Source organism: Aquimarina sp. U1-2 (genome assembly GCF_017897595.1).
In the GTDB taxonomy this organism is placed as follows: Bacteria; Bacteroidota; Bacteroidia; order Flavobacteriales; family Flavobacteriaceae; genus Aquimarina.
This window is the reverse complement of the sequence record NZ_JAGKIK010000010.1, coordinates 114348-138721: the sequence shown is the minus strand read 5'-3', so window position 1 is coordinate 138721 and position 24374 is coordinate 114348. Positions and strand designations below refer to the sequence as shown.

General features: G+C 36.1%; 11 protein-coding genes. 5 read left to right on the top strand and 6 right to left on the bottom strand.

Annotated features, from left to right (window positions below):
• Positions 1 to 82: 82 nt before the first annotated feature.
• From J8281_RS13630 to J8281_RS13605, 6 genes are all read right to left on the bottom strand, one after another.
• Positions 83 to 1711 (bottom strand): ATP-dependent DNA ligase, encoded by a 1629-nt coding sequence (locus J8281_RS13630; protein ID WP_210198190.1) that lies wholly within the window; start codon positions 1709 to 1711, stop codon positions 83 to 85.
• Positions 1708 to 2733 carry a ligase-associated DNA damage response exonuclease gene (locus J8281_RS13625; protein WP_210198189.1) on the bottom strand — a complete coding sequence of 342 codons (1026 nt, stop codon included), beginning with the start codon at positions 2731 to 2733 and terminating at the stop codon, positions 1708 to 1710. Before J8281_RS13625 ends, J8281_RS13630 begins: the two co-directional genes overlap by 4 nt.
• Positions 2734 to 2784: 51 nt before the next feature.
• The gene (locus J8281_RS13620; protein ID WP_210198188.1) at positions 2785 to 3198 is read right to left on the bottom strand and encodes a hypothetical protein; all 414 of its coding nucleotides are present in this window, start codon (positions 3196 to 3198) and stop codon (positions 2785 to 2787) included.
• Positions 3199 to 3396: 198 nt separating this feature from the next.
• Entirely contained in the window at positions 3397 to 3564 is a 168-nt protein-coding gene (locus J8281_RS13615; RefSeq protein ID WP_210198187.1) for a Lacal_2735 family protein, read from the bottom strand.
• Between the two features lie 28 nt (positions 3565 to 3592).
• Entirely contained in the window at positions 3593 to 4291 is a 699-nt protein-coding gene (gene folE, locus J8281_RS13610; RefSeq protein WP_371812616.1) for a GTP cyclohydrolase I FolE, read from the bottom strand.
• Positions 4292 to 4501: 210 nt separating this feature from the next.
• Complete coding sequence (locus tag J8281_RS13605) at positions 4502 to 8572, bottom strand: two-component regulator propeller domain-containing protein (RefSeq protein WP_210198186.1); 4071 nt, start codon at positions 8570 to 8572, stop codon at positions 4502 to 4504.
• 687 nt (positions 8573 to 9259) lie between these two features.
• On the opposite strand from J8281_RS13605, the gene J8281_RS13600 reads away from it, so the two are divergent.
• The 5 genes from J8281_RS13600 (at position 9260) to J8281_RS13580 (ending at position 24316) form a co-directional block, all read left to right on the top strand.
• Positions 9260 to 12670 (top strand): cellulase family glycosylhydrolase, encoded by a 3411-nt coding sequence (locus J8281_RS13600; protein WP_210198185.1) that lies wholly within the window; start codon positions 9260 to 9262, stop codon positions 12668 to 12670.
• Positions 12671 to 12852: 182 nt separating this feature from the next.
• Positions 12853 to 14682, top strand: coding sequence for a polysaccharide lyase (locus tag J8281_RS13595; protein ID WP_210198184.1), 1830 nt, complete (start codon positions 12853 to 12855; stop codon positions 14680 to 14682).
• A 318-nt stretch (positions 14683 to 15000) separates the two neighbouring features.
• Positions 15001 to 18843, top strand: coding sequence for a DUF5060 domain-containing protein (locus tag J8281_RS13590; RefSeq protein WP_210198183.1), 3843 nt, complete (start codon positions 15001 to 15003; stop codon positions 18841 to 18843).
• 238 nt (positions 18844 to 19081) lie between these two features.
• Positions 19082 to 21754, top strand: a complete 2673-nt coding sequence (locus tag J8281_RS13585; RefSeq protein ID WP_210198182.1) for a T9SS type A sorting domain-containing protein — start codon at positions 19082 to 19084, stop codon at positions 21752 to 21754.
• A 210-nt stretch (positions 21755 to 21964) separates the two neighbouring features.
• Positions 21965 to 24316, top strand: coding sequence for an alginate lyase family protein (locus tag J8281_RS13580; protein ID WP_210198181.1), 2352 nt, complete (start codon positions 21965 to 21967; stop codon positions 24314 to 24316).
• Positions 24317 to 24374 lie beyond the last annotated feature (58 nt).

Genomic DNA, 24374 nt, shown 5'->3' with positions numbered 1-24374 from the left:
GGTGATATTGAAACATACAGTGCAGCGTTTGTTTTTGAAGGTATGTAAAGCCGTAATAGATTTTATAATACATAATCTGGGTTTATTGCGTTACTGAAGGGATCATGGCTTTTAAATCATCTAGTGTATTGGCTTCCTCTATTTTTTTATCCTGTCTCCATCTTAAAATACGAGGAAAACGTGTAGCGATACCGCTTTTATGTCTTTTGGATAAAGCGATGCCTTCAAAAGCGATTTCAAAAACAAGCTGTGGAGTAACGCTGCGTACCGGGCCAAAACGTTCTACTGTATTTTTTTTGATCCAGGCATCGACTTTTCGAAATTCGGTATCGGTTAAACCTGAATAGGCTTTGGCAAACGTAACCAGTTCGCTTTGAGCCGTATCCCAAAGGGCAAAAGTATAATCGGTAAAAAGGTTCGATCTGCGCCCATGCCCTCTCATCGCATAGGTGAGCACGGCATCAATTGTTAATGGATCAACTTTCCATTTCCACCAATCTCCTTTTTTTCTTCCTACCTGATATGTAGCATCTTTTCTTTTAATCATTAAGCCTTCACTTTGCTTTTCGCGAGATTTCGTTCGCTCTTCAGCCACCTCTTCCCACGAAGTAAAATACATATTTTCTGAAAGGTGAAGCGGAATATTTTTTGAAGATGTACTATTATGTTTCGAATGACCTGTGACCTTATAAAGTTTTTCTAACAAGCCTCTTCGTTGTGAAAAAGGCGTACTGCGTATGTCTTTACCTTCCCATTCTAAGAGATCATACGCTTTTAAAATAACCGGGGTTTTAGCTAATAGGGCTTTTGAAACAGTTTTTCGACCTATTCGGGTTTGCAGATCATTAAAAGTTCCTATTTTTCCTTCGGAATAAGGCAAAATTTCGCCATCGATAACTGTACCATCAGGAAGTATCTCTACCAATTGATGAAACTCGGGATATTTGTCGGTTACCAGTTCTTCACCACGGCTCCAAATAAATATTTCGCCGTTTCTAATAATTACCTGTGCCCGTATTCCGTCCCATTTGTGTTCTATGCTCCAGTCGCTGACTACGCCCAAATCTGAAACTTCATCTTCGATAGCATATGCCAGGTAAAACGGATAAGGTTTAGATAGGAAATCTGAAGCATTTTCTTCTAAAATCAAATCATGAAAAGATACGGTATTTGGATCCCAGTTCCCCATTAATTTGTAAGCCAAAAGATCTTCGTCTATCTGCGTGGCTTTTGCCAATGCCCTGGTCATTAATTTTTGACTTACCCCTATCCTAAAACTACCAGTAATGAGTTTGGTAAATACGAACCGTTCATAATACTCCAGTTTCTTTAAATTCTCTAATAAATATTCTTTTTTTTGAGCATCATCCTTTTGTTTTAATGCTATGATTTCTTCCAGGTATTGTGTCAACGATTTTTCAGTACTTTTTTCTGAAGGTGGAGCCACCAAAGCTATAGTTTCAGCCAGATCACCTACGATATGATATGATTCTTCGAACAACCATAGGGGAATATTGGCTAACTCTGAAGCCCAGGTTCGTAAAAGTGTGGTATTTATAGGTCTTGGTGGCCTACGATGAGACAGTATGGCAATCGTCCAAACCTTATCGGTATCAGGAGCATTTTCAAAATAAGACGCCAACGCATCAACCTTGATATTTGTTTTATTGGTACTATCTAACTGTTTGATTAACTGAGCAAAGCGTTTCATAAAACCTCTTCATTTTCTTTTTTGGTTTCGAGCTCGGCAAGTTCTCCTTCGTATTGTGTTTTTTCGGTACGGGCATCAAACCCAAGCTCTCGAAGATATTTTGAAAAAATATCGGTATATCCATGCGTACTAATAATTTTTTCGGCACCGGTTTCCTGTATTGCGGTTAACAAACCTTGCCAGTCACAATGGTCTGAAAGTACAAACCCTTTGTCTATAGCGCGACGTCTACGTGCTCCCCGAAAAGTCATCCATCCACTTGCCGATGCGGTCACATAAGGTACCATTTTACGAATCCAGGTACTGCCATGTGCACTGGGAGGAGCAATTACGATATTACCTCTAAGCATTTCTTTGGTTGTGTCTCGAGTAATCAACGTTGTATCGGGAAATGAGATCATTGGTCGAATTACGTTGGTCATATTCTCTATGGCTCCATGTGTATAAATTTCTCCAATAGAGGTATCCAGATATTTAAGTAATCGCTGCGCTTTCCCCAGGGAGTATCCAAAAAGTACCGATGTTTTGCCCTCTGCGCGATTAGCGGCCCACCATGAGTTGATATCTGAAAAGACTTCGCTTTGCGGAATCCATTTAAAGGCCGGTAAGCCAAACGTACATTCGGTAATAAACGTATTGCATTTTACGGGTTCATACGGAACAGAAATACCATCATCCTCGAGTTTATAGTCTCCTGTAAATACCCAAACCTCTCCTTTATATTCTACTCGTATCTGGGAACTCCCGATAATATGCCCGGCAGGGTGAAATGAAAAGGTTACATTATTGATAGTAAACGTTTCTCCGTATGTTCTCCCGCTCACGTTAATGTCTCCCAATCGATGTTTAATGATAGGCACGTTAGAGACATGTGTGATGTATTTTTTATGTCCCCAGCGACTGTGATCGGCATGACCATGCGTAATGATGGCCTTGTCTACAGGTCGCCATGGATCCAGATACACACCAGCCGCTTCGCAGTAAATTCCGTTTTCGTTAAATACAAGAAGTGGCGTTTTCATTTTTAACTTAAAAATAATGGATTTATGATCAGAAAATGTGCTCTATAACGATTAAGATAACCACTGATACAGACTGATACAAAAAATAACTGTCCATAGTAGTGTACGCAACCAATTTTTCTTAATCAATTCTCGCAATGCTTGTTTATTTGCAAAACCGAAGGATATATCATTATGAATAGGTACAAATTGAAGAAATGTAGAAGCCCAAGTCATACTTACCAACACCAAGCTGATGATATGAATTATTGTGATGTCTTTAAATACTTGCACTATTACAAAACTTAATTGACCCACCATTAAAGGCATAACCACAATTGCTATTCTATTAACATATTTTTTGTGCCATTTGATAAGATTGTCTTTCGAATAGGCTTCAAAACTAGGGTACACCACCAGTTGCACGACCCATATGAGCACCAAAAGTCCAAAATCAAACAGCAATCGACATAATTCTATATACATTGTTTTACAGCGAAATACTTAGTTTTTAAAACATAGGGCTAATCCATTAGCTTAGCAAAGTTATCAAGGTTTTGGTGGTAAGATTACTAGAAGATCTAGAAATGAGATTCATTTGGTAAGCTTCTATAAAACCCTGAAAAGTGTTAGCCTATAAAAGGCATACCACCTATTTTGTTAAAAAAGTTAGCCTAACTATCCTTATTCTTTCAACGCTACTATTTTCTGTAGTATTTCTTCGGCTTCGGCATACTTTTTATCACTCTCTGCACGATTGATACTCGATAACTCGTGCCATTGAGCCATCAATTTTTCATATTTTGCCTGTAAAACTTCTACTTCTGATTTCTTTTTGAATAATCCGAACATAATTATGATGTTTTGGTATGAAGCTTATTTAGTTAGTAAGATAATTTTGTAATTCATTAATCTTTTCGGGCGTATTGAAAACCCCTCCGTAATAAGAAGTTACTGTTGCCGATGTATCATCTTTGATACCTCTCGAGGAAACACAAAGGTGTTTGGCATCAATGATTACCGCTATATCCTCTGTTTGAAGAATGTTTTTTAATTCTAATGCGATTTGATTGGTTAATCGCTCTTGTACCTGTGGTCTTTTTGCAAAATATTGAACAATTCTATTCAATTTTGATAGGCCTATCACTTTACCTGAAGAAATATAAGCGATGTGCGCTTTACCGATAATAGGCACAAAATGATGTTCACAATTAGAATAAAAGGTTATGTTTTTTTCAACCAGCATTTGCTGATACTTATATTTGTTATCGAATAGCGCAACTTTGGGTTTATTTTTGGGATCTAACCCAGAGAAGATTTCATCGATATACATTTTTGCGACCCGGTTTGGTGTTCCTCGCAGTGAGTCATCTGTTAAATCAAGACCCATCACATCCATAATCTCTGCAAATAGCTCGGCAATTCGAATTTTTTTATCATCGTTAGACATTTCGAAAGCATGTCGCTTTAAGGGAGTGTCTATTCCTGTATATATGTGATCATCACCAATTTCATCGTCGGTAAAACCATTTAAGTAAGAATGATTACCATTTAATTTCAATTGGGTTGTATTTTCCATTTCCATAGCAGTTTTTTTCGTGAAGATCAAAATTACGAAAATGTTTAACAATTTCAAATAAACATTAAACAATAATTAACATATGCCTATGTAGCATTATTCAATGTATGGAAAGACCTGAAATTTGTTAACCTCATCTACTCCAACGTTTTTACTAAGTAATCAGGCTTCTACGTAGGTATCCACAAAAACGACTCGTGTGGTAACCTCTTAAGAATAGAATTTTTCAGCATACTCAGAAGGTGTTTTTTGAAAATGTTTTTTGAAAGACTTGGAAAAGTATTTGGGATCTTTGAAGCCAACTTTATACCCTACTTCAGAAATACTGAGTTCTCCTAATTCTAAAAGTTCTGAAGCTTTTTTCATTCGAATTGAATTAATGAATTCTTTAGGGGTAAGATTGGTCCATTCTTTAATTTTTACAAATAACATGGTGCGGCTAAGGCCTAACTCTGAGCTAAATGTAGGAATACTAAATGATGAATTATCAATATTATTCTCAACAATCTTTATTGCTTTTCGTTGTAGATTTTCATCTACCGAGTCGATAGTGTTATTTTTATCCTGAAGATCTATGCCGTTAAATTTATGCTTAAATCGCTCTGTAACGTTGAGTAGATTTTTAATAGTGAGTAGTAATTCTTTGATTTTAAAAGGCTTATCTATATAAGCATCAGCTCCCGATTCTAATCCTTCAAACTTATGCGAAACCGATGAGCGTGTGGTAAGTAATATTACAGGTATATGGCTAGTACGTGTATCATTTTTGATTTTAGAACAAAGTGCTGTCCCTTCCATTTTAGGCATGATTACGTCACTTATGATCAAATCGGGTAGAATACGTAATGCTTTTTTAAAGCCTTCTTCACCATTTACCGCTTGATCCACAACATAGTAATCTTTTAAAATGCTTACTACATAACTTCTAAATTCTTCATTATCTTCAACTACCAGAATTTTGTATGCATCGCGACCCCTATTTACAATCATTTTATTGATTTCTGAGGCACTAAATGTTTCGAGCAGATAGTTTTGTTGATTGCCGTTACGATTTTCTATAGTGATTGCAGTTCCCTTAAGCAGTTCTCCAGGTTCTAGGTGTTCATGACCTGTTTTTAACGAAATTCGGAATAAAGTCCCGACCGATTCTTCACTTTCTACTTCGATGGTACCCTTATGTAATTCTATAGCTTTTTTAGCAATGTGTAGTCCGATTCCGCTGCCTTGATTAAATTGTTTTTGATAAGCCGTATCATTTGCCACACCATAATATCGATCGAATATGTTGTTGATAAAGGCTTTACTAATTCCGCGACCATTATCAGAAATTTCTATAACCACTTGATTATGATCTCGATACAATTTTACTTTCACTTCACCTCCCTTTGGTGTATATTTAAAAGCATTTGAAATTACATTAAAGAATACTTTTTCTAATTTGTTTTGATCATAAAAGAGCTGTATGTTTTTCGCCTCATGTTCATAGGAATATGTATAATTACCAATAGATGCATATTCTTGAAATGATCTGTATATTCCCTCTAAGAACACTACTATATCTCCTTCTCTAGCTCGTAATTTTGAATGTTTATTCTCGTATGCTCTAAAGTCTAATACCTGATTAGTAAGTTTTAATAATTGATCGGCATTTCGTTCTATGGTAAGTAATTTTTTATAGGTTTCTTTTGTACCACTATAATTTTCGATGAGTTGTTGAATTGGTGCTAGAATAAGGGTTAGAGGCGTTCTAAAATCGTGAGAAATGTTTGTAAAGAATTCGAGTTTGGATTTGTTAATTTCTTCTTGTCTACTGTTTTCTAAGCGTTCTGATTGTAATTTATGCCTTAATTCTATTTTAGATCGCATATTTCTATATATTTGATAGAGACTGAAAGCTATAATTAAAAAATACAGAGCATAAGCCCACGGAGTTTTCCATAATGCTGCTTTAACTTCGATTTCTAATACCGTAGGTTTATCTCCCCAAGCTTCTTGATTATTAGCATCTTTAACCTGAAAAGTATATTTTCCTGGCTTTTGAATTGTGTAACCAACTTCATGATTATTGGTAAATTTCCATTCGTCGTTTAATCCTAATAATCGATATCCGTAACGATTTTCGGAGGTATTGATATAATTAGGAACGGCAAAACTGAGTAAAAAGGAAGCTTCATCATGCGCCAACTTAATTTTATTTTTGAATGAAATACTTCGATCTGGTTCCTTTCCTGTAATTTTAATGTCGGTTAGCACCACACGCGAAGTATAGCTGCTTTTTCTAAGCTCTCTGGGATTAAAAAATGACACTCCTTTGACGCCTCCGAAATACAGGTTTTTATTGCTTCCATACAAATACGAATTATTTATGAACTCATTGCCCAGAAAACCTTCAGATTGATTATAAACAGTCGTTTTTTTGGTTTTTAGTTCATGTTTCACTAATCCCAGGTTACAACTTATCCAGAGTGTATTATAATCATCTTCTACGATGCTATATACGGTTGTAATTCTTGTATTTAATAATTTAAAATCGAGTTGGTTAAATGTTCCATTTTCAAGTTTTAATATTCCTCGCTCTCGGGTGCCTACGTACATTTGCCCGTTGTGACCTTGGTAAATACACAAAATATTATGTCCATATGATTTTTCATCATTAAACAGATATCGTTCAAGTCTTATACTCCCTAATTCTAATCTTTTTAAAGAAATTTTATTGAGACCTTTATCTGTACCAATCCATAAATTATCGTGATGATCAGAAATCATACACCTTACTCTATCGTTGCTTAACGAAGTATGGTTTTTGCGATCGTACTGAATTAAATTTAGTTCTTTTTTCTTTTGATGAAAAACTACAATTCCGTTACCAAAAGTTCCAAAAATCAGATAATCTCCCATCTTTTTGATACTATAAACTCCGTTATTTTTTAATAACAGCCTAAGTTGAGAGTAGATAGAAGTTTCAAATTTCCTTGTATTTATATTGAAACATTTAATTCCGTTTTTGAGTGTTCCTATCCATAAATTATTAGTGTCCAAAAACATGGATTTGATATTCGCATTAGAAAGTTCTCTACTTAGTATATTTGTGAGTTCATCATCGGTTTTGCCATCTTTATGTAGTACCGTAATACCGTTACCTTCGGTTCCTAAGTATAGTTTACCTTGGCAGTCTTCAACTATAGTGCTTACTACTCCCAAATGATAAGCCTGATCTCCTTTAGTTCTATACAGTTTATAAAAATAATTATTATGAATATCCCATAGATTAACGCCTCCGTAATAGGTGCCAATCCAAACCGATCCGTTTCGATCTACAAAAATATCCTTGATACTATTTTTGCTTAAACTTTTAGGATTTCCTGGCTGATGAACGATATGGATTATAGAATCGTTACTTTTTTTTACGTACAGTCCGTCAAAAGTACCGATCCAGAGATTTAAGTTCTGATCATAAACCAATTTGCGTATATCAGTACTTTTTACAGCATCTCCTCTATGTAGATCGGGCTTTTTAAATGCTTTTGTTTTTGGATTAAAAGTATATAAACCGTTGGATTTGGTACCAATTAATAGATTACCTTTATCATCTTCATTGATTGTTTGTACAGATAATCTAGGTGAATCAATATCATTGGCATCATATCTTTTAAAAGTAAGTGCATTGATATCATCATTCACCACTTTGTGTAATCCAGCAGAGGTACCTATCCAGATATTTTGATTGCTGTCTTGAAAAATATCGAGAATCAAATTACTTCGAATACTAGTACTATTTGAATCATTTCTCTGATACCAAACAAGCTTTTCATTCTTTTTATTATAGATGTATAACCCATTGGAAGATGCAATCCAAAGCACTCCTTCACTAATTTCTACTATAGACCGGATCGAGCAATGTGAATCTGCATTTTTATCTGAAGAATGCAGAATCCTCTTAAATAGTTCTGTTTTTGGGTTGAACCTACTAAGTCCATTGTGCGTACCTACCCATATCAAGCCTTCACTATCTTCTTTAATACATAAAATATCGTTATTACTTAATGAGGTGGTATCGTTTGGATTATTTTTATAAAAGGTTATTTCTTCACCATCGTATTTATTGAGACCATCCCGAGTCCCAATCCACATTTGACCTAATTGATCTTGAGCCAAACTGATTACGGTACTTTGAGACAGTCCTTCGGGTACAGAAAAATGAATAAAATTGTTAAAATTAGTCTCTTGCGAAAAAGCAAAAAAATGCAGCATACTTATAAAAAAAGTAATTGCTTTTTTCATTAGTGGGGTGTAATTAAAGTTGATTGGTTTTAAATATAACGTTAATTTATATAATTATTGTTAAATAGACACTCAATAACTTCATTCAGGTTTGTTTAAAAAAAATCTATTTGCAATAAACATAATTCACAAAAAATTAACGTGTTACTTACTGTAAATCAATACTTTGAACAAAATTACACCCTAAATCGGACTTTTAGAATAACATAATTGCCTAATCTTGTCACGAATATTTAATTACAATTACCCCTTAGATAATTAAATTTCAAACATTGATAGTAAAACAGAACAGTTGGGAGAATTTATTAATTAACGTAAAACACAATTTATGAGAACTATGAGAACCCCAAAGTCTGTAAATATTCATTTATAGCGCAAATTAACTTTGTCGCACGCCTAAAAGATCCTGTTTCCTCTTTTTAATGATCTATAAGGCGATCGCATTACTTATTTCATGTAGAATAAAGCACATCGAATATAATGTTCTTTATGCTTTACGATGATTTTTAAAATCGAATATTGATTGATGTACTCGAAATAATAAATCAATAGCTGTAGGTATTAAACGAAGTACCTAAATAATGTATGAACCCTTTGCATATTAGTTGGCTTAGCTATGCTATTGACGTATTTACATCCTGCTCATCAAATAAAGAAATAGATATAAAACCACAAACTCAAAACCCTATGAAAAAGAAAGTACACTGTTTTAGTAATTTGAAACACTACACTCGACAATTATTTTTTATCCTCCTTTTATCTGGATTTGCAGCATCTTCGCAATCTATAGTTCAAAAACACGGTAGATTGAGAGTTAAGGGAAATAAGATTGTTAACAAGAATAATATCCCAACAAGTCTAGCCGGCAATAGTTTGTTTTGGAGCAACGCTGGGGATACATCAGACTTTTACGATAAAGAAACCATATCGCATCTGGCAAAGGATTGGCAAAGTTCGATCATACGAGTAGCTATGGGTGTTAAAGAAAGCTGGGACGGCGGTACGGGATATATTGATAGTCCTACAACTCAAAAACGAAAAATACAAAAAGTTATAGATGCAGCAATTGCTAATGGAATCTATGTTATTATCGACTGGCATACTCACGAAGCAGAAAAATATCAGGATGAAGCGGTTGCTTTTTTTACAGAAATGGCTGCTAAATATGGTGATAAGGATAACGTCATTTATGAAATATATAATGAACCCATACGACAATCATGGTCGGTAGTCAAATCATATGCAAATGCGGTAATTGCCGGTATACGATCCAAAGATCCTGATAATTTGATTATTGTAGGTTCTCCCACATGGTCTCAGGATGTAGATATTGCTTCTAACGATCCTATAAATGATACCAATACCGCCTATACGCTACATTTTTATGCAGGAACACATAGCGAGAGGCTTCGAGAAAAAGCAAAAAGAGCTATGAACAACGGTATTGCTCTATTTGCAACCGAATGGGGATCAGTAAATGCCGATGGCAATGGGTCTTCTAATGTTTCTGAAACTATGAAATGGATGAATTTTTTCAAAGAATATGCAATTAGCCATGCAAATTGGTCGGTTAGCGATAAACCTGAAGGTGCATCTGTAGTAAAAAAAGGTGCCGGAGTTTCGGGATTGGTTGCCAATCAACTTACCGATACTGGAGCCTTTATTAAAGATATTATTAAAAACTGGTCTAACGATAGTGGTAATCCAAACCCACCTACCGGAACTATTAATTGCAATACCGTAGACTGTATTGTTAATGCAATGCGACGAGCAAAACCAGGCGATGAGATTATTGTAGCTTCAGGCACTTACGTTGCGCTAGAAAAAACAGATTTACCTGATAATGACGGCAAAGCATCTAGATTTTATTCTAGTGCCAACGGAACCGCTCAAAAACCTATTATACTACGAGGCAAAAATCCATCAAAACCTCCTGTGTTACAAGGCCCAAGCGGTAGATTAGATGGTTATATTATGAGAATCCTGGGTGATCATTGGGTGATTAAGGATTTAGAATTAAAAGAAGGTTCAAAAGGTTTAATGCTGGATAGAGCAAACCACTGTACCATAGAAAATGTTACTGTTCATACTGTTGGAGATGAAGGAATTCATTTAAGAGATGGATCCAGTAATAATCTGGTTAAAAACTGTAAAGTTTATAACACAGGTTTAAGACAACCTAGATTTGGTGAAGGCCTATACGTTGGATCAGACAGAGGTCAACATGACCAATACAACAGAGACTGCAATAATAATACTATCGAAGGATGTATCGTTGGCCCTAATGTGAGAGCAGAAGGTGTAGACGTAAAAGAAGGCACTAAAAATACGATCATTAAAAATTGTACCTTCTCTGCAAAAGGTATTTCGGGTCGAAACAGCTCTGATGCTTTTATCGACCTCAAAGGAGCTTACGGATTTGTATATAACAATACCTTCAATCTTGATGGATCTGATATTATCGCTGCAGGTATAGATTTTTTAGATCGAGGCACAGATTACAACACCGGATATCGAAATGCAATTTTTGATAATACTTTTAATCTACAAGATAGAGGTTCAGAAATTCAAACTGCCAGAAAAAAACAAGGTAACCCTTCTGAGATTCATGTTTGGAATAATACGCGTAATCCTAGTACCCCAGATTTCCCGATAAGTGATGGGTCACTTGATCATATCACCCTATCGTGCCCAAGCTGGAATATTGTATCCTGTGAGGGAGGTGGTAATCAAGCTCCACAAGTAGCGATAACCTCTCCTTCTACTAATGCTAGCTTCACAGAAGGTACCGATATTGTTCTTACAGCTAGTGCTTCAGACAACGATGGTGATGTGGTTAAGGTAGAGTTCTTCAGTGACGATATAAAAATAGGTGAAGCTACAGAGCGACCCTTTCAGTATACATTAAAAAACACGGCAAAAGGAAACTATAGGCTAAAAGCCAGAGCTATTGATGATGATGGGACAGATACTTACTCTTCAGCAATAAACATTACCGTAACAGAAGAAACAGCCGGGGGGTGCGCTGGTGGCGCTAGTCCCATCACATCAAAAATCGAAGCCGAGACCTATTGTGATATGAAAGGTGTGAGAACCGAGCAAACATCGGATCTTGGTGGAGGTTTAAATGTGGGTTGGATCGATCTCGGAGATTATATAGAATACAAGGTTGATATCCCTGAAACCTCAACATACGAAATAGCTTACAGAGTAGCTAGTAGATACAGTAGTGGTGAAATAGATGTAAGAGTGGATGATAGATCTATTGGAAAAACTTCTATCCCAAATACGCAGGGATGGCAAAACTGGATAACTATTACAAACGAAATACGTCTTACTAAAGGTGCACAGATGATAAGATTACTTGCTTCAGGACCCCGATGGAACATAAATTGGTTTACTTTAACCAAAGTTGGTGATCCTAATAATCCAAATCCAGATAGTTGCACCTTTGGTACTCCAACGCAAAGTGCTTTACCTTCTTTTGATAAAGTTTCATATACTAATATTCACGTATTGGGAGAAAACGGACCAGATGTTTCAAACTTGAGAAGATTTAGAATCAACTGGAATGCAAATCAGAATGGATTGTACCAGTTTGCTATGAATACCAACAATGGTGTTCCTGACTATTACGTAGATCTGAGATCCTCTATGAACTATACTTTCAATACTAGCCAACCAGAAGTTTTAATTTCGGGTTCAGGATTCCCTGGTCTTGATGGTGATTATTGGGTAGCAAAAGACAACACTAGTTTTGTAATGGTCTCGAAAACCAATCGATTCGCTATTTATTTTAGCAATTCTAGCATCCCTCCGTCGTGTGATGGTAATCGATCTACCTTTGTTTTTGATGCCGACCCGGTTAAACCAAAGATATATCCTAATCCTATTGAAGGAGATGAATTAATGATTTCGAATATTTATCAAACCAATACCGTAGTAGAAATTAAGAATCTTCAGGGTAAAACTATACTACGCAAATCAGTAACAGGCACGAGTACGCTATTTGATATTTCTGCATTAGAAGCCGGTTTATATGTCATTAGTATTAATGGATATAAATATCAAGAAACAGCGAGGCTTATAAAAAAGTAATGAAAGTTATGAAACTTTAAAAAAGAGACCGCACGAAAAGCCGTGGTTGTAAAAGAAAGCGAATGAATTTGTAATGTAAGTTACTGCTCAAAAATAAGAATCAAAATGAAAACTTTTCTTAAAGATGAACGTGGTTCGTATGCTTTTCAAATGGTCTCTCTACTAACTTTAAAACCCTAATTATGACATTTTTCACTCAAAAAAATCTTATCCCTATAGTACTGTTATTAGCAACAGTAACTGTTTGGAGTCAAGATGCTATATACGAAAATAATTTTGATCACCTATCTTCAGGGCAGTACAATGAGGAAGAAATGAAAGCAGCTTTAGGTGCGAATTTTTGTAAAGGTGCCGATGAAGGTAGAGTTTCTATCGAAACTTTTCAAGGACAAGGAAATGTGCTTAAAGTAAAATACCCCAAAGGAAAAGTAAAAACCAATGATAGTGGTATGCATACAAAAGTATTTTGGGATAATTATGCATCTTTTGATGAATTGTATTTTAGTTATCGTGTTTATATCCCAAGAGATTTTGAATTTCGTGCCGGTGCCAAATTACCAGGATTGGGCTATCAAACCAATAATAGAAATATGTCTTTGCGTTTGATGTGGAGAGAAGATGGACTTTTAGAGTTTTATAATCATTTCGAAACACGGCCATCTTGGGAGGATTGGACGGCTTCTGTAAACTGGAGTTTGACAGATCCGTATGATGAACAATACGGGCCGCAACCCGATCAGGTAAAATTAAAAAAAGGAGCCTGGAATCATATCGAAGTGTATCACAAACTTAATTCGCCCGGTAAAAGAAACGGGATTATGCGCGGTTGGCTTAACGGGGAATTGGCAATAAACATCACCAATAATGAAGATTACCGCCAAAGAGAAGAAGGTGATATACAACTTAACACAATATATTGGTCCACATTTTTTGGGGGCAGTAGTGATGCATTTAAACCTACCAAAGATCAATATGCCTATTTTGATGATGTTGTAGTGTCTAGAACAAGGATTGGAAATAGCAATCCCGATGAAGGTAACGAACAACCTTTTGAAGTTTCATTCAAAACACCATCAGAACATATAACGGTTCAAGAAGGATATCATCTCGCGGTAGAAGTTAACGCTAATGATCCTAGGGGGTATATCAAAGAAGTTCAGTTATTTTTAAACGATAATTTTATTAGAAAAGAAAGAAGAGCACCTTATACGTGGGGGCATGGTACATCTAATTCGCAAGAACTTAATGGTCTTACTCCTGGAGTGTACACCCTTAAAGCCAGAGCAATCAATCATAAAAATAACGTTAGTGAAGCCTCTATCCTATTAACAGTTACTAATTATGATGGCTGTGCTTTATATTTACCAGATTCTCATGGTCTAGAACCTATAGATAACGTTTATTTTAACTACGCTCATATCATAGGTTTAGAAGACTCGCAGTTGTTATATAATTTTGTAAATCTTTCGCTTAAATGGAATCCTCAATATGACGAACTTTCCAAATTTGCTTTTCAAACCAATAATGGATCGCCAGGCTGGTATATAGATTTTTCAAAAACTGCTGATTATCAATTAAAAAATGCGCAACCAGAAATCACACTTAAAAATACTGGTTTTTCTGGTTTGGACAATAGTTATTGGGTTACCCTGCAAAACAACCAATTGATTCTAAAATCAAAAGATGGTCGAACATTGATTTGTTTTAGCAACTCTGCTGTACAGCCAGCTTGTATGGTGAGTAAACATAAAAAAGTGGTTACTATACACAATACCCAAAAACTTCGTTTAAAACAGAACCCGGTGCATAATGTGCTTTCCATAGTAGATCTTCCTGCATCAGCGCATCAAGTAAAGGTATTCGCACTTAATGGGAATCTAGTTCTTTCAAAACCTATTTCTACAAAAACATCTGTGGATATTCAAGTAAATCAATTACCTGGCGGACTGTATTTAGCAGAGATTCAATTAGATCATGGCGAATCTATGACATCAAAATTTATGAAAGAATAATTGGTATTTTGGATGAAAGCCTGATCATAAACAACGGTGAAGATATTCACTACCAGTTGATTAGAATCAATTCAAATTCTACAGGCTTTATGAGCTTCAAAAGGAAATTAAAAATCAGAATCTATAATTACCAACCCATATAACACACAAAATGTAAATCTAACCCTTTAACAATAAAACCTATGACGTAAACCCAAAATCAATCTCAAAATCCAAGGTCACTATCCTTAGAGGATTAGACCAAGCAAAAGAAATGTAATGTGTTGAAAATATCATGTTTACATTTCAAAACACAAGTATAACTTAACTAAACAAAAAATGAAAACACACAAAATTAAAAATTCAGCAAAGCTGCTCATATGCCTCGCGTGTTTTGGCTTGTTGAATACAATTAGGGCGCACGCTCAAAACGATAACTGCGCAGCGGTTGAAGAAAACGGAGTTGTAGCTGTCGAAGCCGAAAGTTTTGTAACGCAATCCCAGACATCAAAACGAAAATGGTATGTTCAAGATGGTAATACAAGTACACCTACTCCCGATCCCGACGGTTCTCACGCTGGTTCTTCTAGTAAAAGAAAATACATAGAGATTTTACCAGATACCCGAGTTACGCATGATGATAAACTGATAAAGGGTGAAAACTTTTCTGAAACTCCTGGAGAATTAGGTGTTCTTGAGTATAAAATTAAATTTAAGAATCCCGGAAGATATTATGTTTGGGTAAGAGCCCATTCTACAGGTAGTGAAGACAATGGCGTTCACGTAGGTCTTAACGGAAACTGGCCTAATTCTGGAAGAAAAATGCAATGGTGCAAAGGTAAAAACCAATGGACCTGGGAAAGTAAGCAGAGAACCAATGCCAATCATTGCGGAGAAGAGCAGAAAATCTATCTCGATATCCCTTCTGCAGGTATTCATAGGGTAATGTTCTCTATGCGAGAAGATGGCTTCGAGTTTGATAAATTTGTTTTGTCAAAAGCGTACAACAAACCTTCTGGAGAGGGACCAGCAATGCAGTTAACCGATTGTACAGACGACGGTGGCGGCGGAAATAGTGACGATGCTGTTGTAAGCGGAGAATTAAAAAAATGGCACAAAGTAACACTTACTTTCGACGGCCCAAATTCTTCAGAAACTGCCAATGATAATCCCTTTTTGAATTACCGTTTAAATGTAACTTTTACACATCAGAGTGGTTCCCCGTCGTATGTAGTACCCGGATATTTTGCTGCAGATGGAAATGCGGCTCAAACCTCGGCCAAAGGAGGTAATAAATGGCGTGCTCATTTTGCACCCGATAAGATAGGGAAATGGAATTATACAGTTTCTTTTAGAAAAGGTACCAATGTTGCAGTTAGCGATAGTAACAACGCTGGTAGTTCTGCAGGGTTTATGAATGGAGATAGCGGATCGTTTACGATTACAGCTTCCAATAAATCTGGCAGAGATTTTAGAGCAAAAGGACGCTTGCAATATGTAGGCGAGCATTACTTACGCTTTGCTGAAACAGGTAAATACATGATCAAACAAGGACCAGATTCTCCAGAGAATTTGTTTGCCTACGATGACTTTGATAACACCTCTAATTCAGGCAATCGACGAAAAAGTTATCAGCCACATAAAAGAGATTGGAAAAATGGTGACCCTACCTGGAAAAATGGCAAGGGAAAAGGACTGATTGGGGCTGTAAATTACATCGCTAGTGAAGGGTTAAATTCTATGTCTTTTCTTACTATGAACATTAACGGTGATGATAAAAATGTATACCCATATATAGGTAGTAATGAACGTACTCGAATGGATGTGTCGAAACTCGACCAATGGGCTATTGTAATTGAACATATGCAAAAAAATGGAATTTTTGCACATTTTAAGACTCAGGAGACCGAAAACGAGACACTTCTTGATAACGGAAACACGGGTACACAACGTAAACTATACTACCGCGAATTGATTGCAAGGTTTGGCCATAATCTAGCCTTAAACTGGAATCTTGGTGAAGAAAACGGTGCAGGACCACAAAAAGAAAATCAAACTGCTTCGCAACAACGTGCTATGGCAGCGTATTTTCATGAAAATGATCCGTATCGCCATCATATTGTTATTCATACCTATCCTAATGATTTCCCCGATCAATTAATCGGTAACAAATCGAAACTATCTGGGTTTTCATTACAAACCAACAAATCTGATTTCAGAAATGTTTTTGGTAAAGTAAAAGAAGCTATTGATAAATCTAGAGGAGCAGGGAGAAAATGGGCAGTTGCTTGTGATGAACCAGGAGATGCGACTCATGCGATTCGTCCCGATAATAATGCAGCAAATTCTCATACCGATGGAAGAAAGAATGCCATCTGGGCTACTTTACTTGCAGGAGGATGGGGTAACGAATGGTATTTTGGTTACGAAAATGCACATTCAGACTTATCCCTACAGGATTTTAGAAGTCGCGATAAATGGTGGGATTATACGCGTTATGCCATTCAGTTCTTTGAACTTGCTAATCTTCCTCTTACACAAATGAGAAATGACAACTCGCTATCTTCTAGCGGCAACGATTATTGCTATGCAAAAGCGGGTGAAGCCTATGTAGTTTATCTCAAAAACGGAGGTAGCTCAAACTTGAATTTAAATGGACACAGCGGAAAATTTACTGTAAAATGGTACGATCCACGTAATGGAGGAAGCCTGCAAAACGGATCGGTACGAAGCATTAATGGTGGTGGTAACAGATCGATTGGTAATGCACCCAACAATAGCAACAAAGATTGGGTAATTCTAATCACCAAAGAAGGTGCTGATACAGGTGAAAATGAAGCTCCGAGTGTCGCATTCACCACTCCATCTGGAAATATTACAGTGCAAGAAGAATACACCGATCTTGCCATAACGGTAAATGCATCAGATAGTGATGGCACTATAAGTAATGTTAGATTGTACGTTGATGGCAATCTTATTCGCCAAGAAAACATAGCTCCGTATAATTGGGGTATTGAAGATAATACCGCAGAATTACTAGGTCTTTCGGTTGGTGAACATATATTTAAAGCAGTAGCAACAGATGATGATGGCGCAACTTCAGAAGATACGTTTACCTTAAAAGTAGAAAGAGAAGGTACGACGACTGCTCCTCAAGTTTCTTTTAAAGGAATTTCAGAAGATATTACAGTTCAAGAAGGATATGATTTAGAGGTTGAAGCTATGGCTACCGACGCCAACGGTACCATTAGTAATGTTAAGCTTTATATTGATAATCGTATGGTTAGACAAGAAAATTTCGCTCCGTATAATTGGGGTCACGAAGGGTCTCCTGATCCTGAAGAAATCAATGGTCTTTCTGCAGGTACGTATACCATAAAAGCTGTTGCTACCGATAATGATGGTAATACGGGTGATACCTCATTTAGGCTTATCGTTCAAGGTAACCAGCCGATAATTGCAAATCTGGCACCTATTCATGATGCCTATTTGCAAGGTAGTACTGGATATAATACCGTAGATTTAAGAGTAGAATCTGAGAATAGAACAAGTTATTTACTGTTTGACCTAGGTACGCTTAGCGGGGCAGTAAGTAGCGCAGAACTGAAGCTTACTGTAAGTTCTGATCCAGGAAACGGTCAAATAAAGGTATATCTTGGTAACGGTACAAACTGGACAGAAAATAACATTTCTAACAGTAATAAACCAAGTAAAGGACAGTTATTGGCCGCTAAAAACACTTCGTACAGTACAAATAAAACATACAACTGGAATCTTAACGATGGCATATCTACCGGAGGCAAAGTATGTTTAATTGTAGAACATGCTTCTGGAAACGATGTGAGTTTCTGGTCTAAAGAAGGAAATAAAAAACCTGAACTTACCGTGACCACAAATAATAGCAGACAAGTAAATGCTTTGTCTACTAAAGAAACCACAAAGGTGCAAGTTTCTATGCATCCAAATCCGGCAAGAGATGTCGTATTCTTAAGAAATTTACCAGAAACCGCATATTTGGTAAAAGTATACGGTTTTAATGGATATGAAGTTGTTTCACAATCTATACATAAAACGAAATCTACTGTAGAGGTGAATATAAACAAACTTCCAGCAGGAATGTATTTTGTTAAAGTGTATACTTCAAAAGAAGGCACCAGCACTACCCGATTATTAAAAGAATAGATGTTTAACCAGGATTATGCGTTATAAAATCAATTACGGGTTTAAATAACAAGAATCAAACCCCAATATATAAATGAACTTATTGGGGTTTGATATTTTAACTTGCTCATATACTTCAAAATTCTTGTTAGAAATAAAGTATGCTACACAAGTAAAATCCCTTTAGCACAAGCCTATAAAAAAGGAAGTCTCAAAAGTTAATTTGCAAACAGCAAACTACAAACTCAACTCATTTAATATGAAGAATTTAATAGAACGAAAAATAACATTTTTAGGAAAGTTTCGGTATATTTTGACCGTATTCTTTTTAATATCATTTAGCTTACAAGCAAAAACTATTTATGTAAGTACCTCTGGCAGTGACTCAAATGCGGGTACCAGAAATCAACCCGTACGAACATTGAATCGGGCAAAAGAATTATGTAGACTATCCAATGACTCAGAATTTATTATCTTGCTAAGAGGTGGTGATACCTTTAGAAATTTTACTCAAAATACAAGTTCTGTATTGTACGATAAAGATGAAGAACGTCATCTCTTTGCTTTTGTTTGGGATATCAACAAAAAGCTTATCATATCTACTTATGGTAATGGCAAAGCAAAGCTTATTGGTGATAAATACAAGCATCAGGGTGGTCCCCCTAGCTGTATAGGGATAAGCAAACCCAGTAGTAAACAAGTAATCATAGAAAATTTGCACATAGAAGAATGGCAGGTGAACGCCATAACGATGCTAGAAACACAAAATATTACCATGCGCAACTGTGTGATTAATAAAATTGGTCAAATTTATTTTCCTAATGAAAAGGATAGAAATAGAATGTATGTTGCCGGAGTAATCTATCCTCAAAAATCACAAAACCTTCTTTTTGAAAATTTGATTATTACCAACTGTCACAATAGATACGACGAAGCCGGATCTCTGCATGCTTTTTACAACACCAGGGTACGAAATTCGACGTTTCGCAAAATTTATATGAGAAATATAAGCGGTTCTCCTCTTAAATGGAGAAGATTATACGATAATAAGCATGCAAACAATAGTGTAATGGATGAATTGTATTGTTACTATACGGGGCAATCTTCTCAATGGGACGGGCCAAGAAACAATTATCAACCTGGGTTTTTGAGGTATAGTGGTGACAAAAACCAACCACAAAATTGTCCTCGAGGATTAGAAATCAAAAATAGTGTGTACTGGTATCCATATTGCAATACAGGCGAAAATTGTAACCGCATTTCTACGGTAAAGTGTACCGTTGCTCATTCTAGCTGTGGTAGAGCATGTACTAATGACTCTCAAATAAAATGGTCTAACAATAGTTTTAGATTAGAATGGAAACAAGATAACAACATCCCTACACCACAAGAGTTAGGGATTGGGGAACCAGAAACAAACATTCCGAGTACCCCTCGTAACTTTAATGCCGCAGCACAGTCGTCTTCAGAAGTGCTCATGACCTGGACCGATGCTTCGAATAACGAAAAAGGGTTTAAGATTGAAAGAGGAAGAAATACCTCAAATTATACCACAATTGCTACTGTAAATGCAAATACTACAAGCTATAGAGATACAGGGTTAACTGCAGGTACCAAATATTTTTATCGAATCAAAGCTTTTAATAATGAAGGGGATTCTAACTATGTTGCCGATACTTCAACTACAGACGAAGAAACAGGCGGCAATCCAACCAACTTTATTGAAAGAGACGGCGTACTATCAATGGAAGCTGAAAATGGAAAATTAGGGAGGTATTGGCAAACACATTCCAATGCATCGGCTTCTGGTAATCTATATATTCAAATATCTGAAGCGTATAATCAATATGGGGATGTACCTACGGATACATCCGTTGGTGCAGTTACATCTTACGATTTTACATCGGTATCCGAAGATAATTTTCGTTTTTGGTTCAGAACACTCAATGTTGGCGATACAGACGATTCCTTTTTCTGGCGAATCGATGATGGTACCTGGATAAGAGAAAACGGACGATCAGGAGTAGGAAGTTGGCATGCTACCGATAACAGTGCTGTAGATAATTTATCACAAGGGCAGCACACACTGCAAATTGCTTACAGAGAGAATGGCATGCGTTTGGATAAGTTTGTCATCCAGCTTGATAACAAAAGAGCACCTTCAGGAAACGGCCCAGAAGAAACTACCAATGCTGATACATCACCTCAAACTATAAGAGTTACGCCGATAGATGATGCTTATTTACAAGGTAATACTCGTTACAATACAACAGACCTTAGAATAGAAGCAGGAAATCGAGTAAGCTATCTCTTATTCGACGTAGGAAACCTTAATGGATCTATTGATAGCGCAGAATTAAAGCTTAGTGTAGGATCTGATCCTGGTCATGGCCAAATTAGAGTATATCTAGGTACTAGTGTAAACTGGACAGAGCGTAATCTTTCTAATTCTAATAAACCAAGTAAAGGGAGGTTATTAGCAACTAAAAACACCTCGTATACGACCAATAAATTTTACACCTGGAATCTTGATGGTCTTGCTACTAGTGGTAAAATATGTTTAATCGTAGAACATACCTCGGGTAATGATGTAAGTTTTTGGTCAAAAGAAGGGGCTAAAAAGCCAGAACTAACCGTAACGACCAGAGCAAATAGACAAGCGCGTGAGTTTACTTCTAACGAAGCGAAAGAAATACATGTATCAATGCATCCCAACCCGGCAAATGATGTAGTATTTTTGCAAAAACTTCCGGCTACTGCTTATCGTGTTGAGGTATATAGTTTTAACGGGTATAAAGTGATCTCAAAACCTATCGTTAAAAAACAAAGTACGGTAGAAGTGAATTTAGATAAACTCCCTACAGGAATATATTTCGTAAAAATATATTCAAAAGATAGTAATACCCTAAGCACACGATTGTTAAAAAATTGAAAATTGTTATGAAGTCAAGTAGCGTTTTTCTTTCATAAAAAGAAAAACGCTAGTCAGACTTTATATAAAATTCCAGGTCGTGTCTCATTTTAAATCATAACTATTTTAAACTTGATATAATGAAATAAGCCATAACGATTAGATTGATACCCACCAATATGATTATATGGCGATTCCATCTGACAAATAAAAAACAATAAATATAAACGGATGAAAAAAACACTAATAATATGCGTCATTACACTACTATGTCTGTTCACATCGCAAGCACAGTATCAACACAGTGATTTCATATTTCAAAGTAAAGAACGGCTTGATTTTGTAAAAAATAGAATTAAGGCTAATGATAGCTATTATAAACATGCCTATAATTGGTTGATACGAGGAGCAAATAGCGATTTAACAAAAAGCGCCAATCCGGTTACCAATAAGGGATTTACACCTCCTAGTGGAGATAAGCATGACTATTATAGTATTGCACCCTACTTTTGGCCAGACAGATCCAAACCTAATGGATTACCCTGGAAATCTGATGATGGCAATATCAATCCCGATACGCGTAACAACAATACAGATTTTTCTCGTTTAAAAGATTTATTTATACGGGTAGACCGACTTTCTTTGGCGTACTACTTTAGCGATGATCGCAAGTATGCTAATAAATGCATTGAATTCTTGAAAATCTGGTTTGTCAACCGATCAACACGGGTAAATCCCAATGTAAATTTTGGGCAAAGTGTACCCGGTAGATCAGACGGTGAAAAATGGGGACTTATCGAATGGCCTGGAATTAATAAGGTAGTTACAGCCATTCAAATGTTTGAAAAAGATGGTTTGCTTAGTGTTCAATTTAAAAATGCCATGAATGCCTGGTTAAAAGACTATACAAAGTGGCTTACGACAAGCAGGCTGGGTATAGGTGCAAGTAACATGGATAATAATCATTCTAACTGGTATGATTATCAAACCATAGGGCTTCTAAGATATTTAAAACAAAATAACGAGGCTATTAAGCGTTTAGAAGAAGTAAAAACAAAAAGAATAGCCAGGCAAATAGATCCAGATGGTAAGCAACCCCGTGAGATCGGAAGAACAAAATCATTAAGCTACCATATAATGAATTTGAAAGCCATGACTTTTGTAGCTGAACATGGCAAAGCTATGGGCATAGATTTATGGAATTATAAAACCCATGACGGAAGAAGTATGAAAAAAGCCTATTCTTTTTTACGTCCTTTTGTAGAAGGAAAGAAAAGATGGCCGTGGCAACAGTTGGGAAACATTAATAAAATTTATGATGAAGATGCAAAACCACTATTCAGTATTGCTGAAACATTATTTTCTGAACAACGTATTGATGCTAGAGAAAAAGTTCATGAATTTGTGCGCTATTATGATTTTCAGCGCTATAAATATCCCCCATATAGCTTGTACGGATCAATTTGTAAAAATGATACCGATAATGATGGTATAAAAGATTGTGATGACCCATGCCCTAACGACCCAGGTAATACATGTAACTCAAATGAAGCTCCGGTGGTATCATTTGTAAAACCATCTGGCAATCTAGTTGTAGCACTAGGATATGATCTTATGGTTGAAGCTACTGCAACTACTAGTCAGGGAACTATAGATAACGTACGATTGTTTATTGATGATGTATTGGTGAGACAGGAAAACTTTTCATTGTATGAATGGGGGCATGATGGTTCACCAAACCCGAAAGAGTTGAATGGGCTTACAGCAGGTCGCTATACTATAAAAGCAATAGCTACGGATAATAAAGGGAATACGGCAGAAACTACATTTATATTGACGGTAAAGGGCAATCAACCTGAAGTGACAAAATTAACTACAATACAAGATGCTTATTTACAGGGAAATACCCGGATTAATGACAAAGAACTAAGAGTCGAATCCGGCAAGAGGATGAGTTATCTCATGTTTGACCTTAGTATTATTAATGGAAGGATTGATACTGCAGAACTCAAACTTAGCGTAGGATCTGACCCAGGTAATGGAGAAATTAAAATATATCTGGGCAACGGTACGAATTGGAAAGAAAGCAATCTCTCAAACAGTAACAAACCAGGTAAAGGAAAGTTACTGGCTACCAAAAATACCTCATACAACACCAACAAATCATATGTCTGGAACCTGGAAGGGCTTTCAACTAGCGGAAGGGTAAGCTTAATTGTAGAACATACCTCGGGTAACGACGTGAGTTTTTGGTCTAAAGAAGGCACCAAAAAGCCAGAGCTAACCGTTACTACAACAAATAATAGACAGGCTGCTATTTTAAAAAGTATAGAAACTAAAAAAACTGAACTTTCTCTATACCCCAACCCAGCCAGGGAAGTAGTATTTTTGAGAAAATTGCCGATTACAGCATATAAAATAGAACTTTATAATAATACGGGTCGAGCAGTTATGACACAAAATGTAGTAAAGGAACAGACTAATATAGAGTTGAATACAAGTCAACTTCCCTCAGGTATGTATTTCTTAAAAATATATACTAAAAATAAAGAAGCTGTAGTAACAAGTTTAGTTATAGAATAGCATATTTTAGTATTAAGAAATGGCAAGGAATCTTCGGTATAGAAGATTCCTTGTCTAT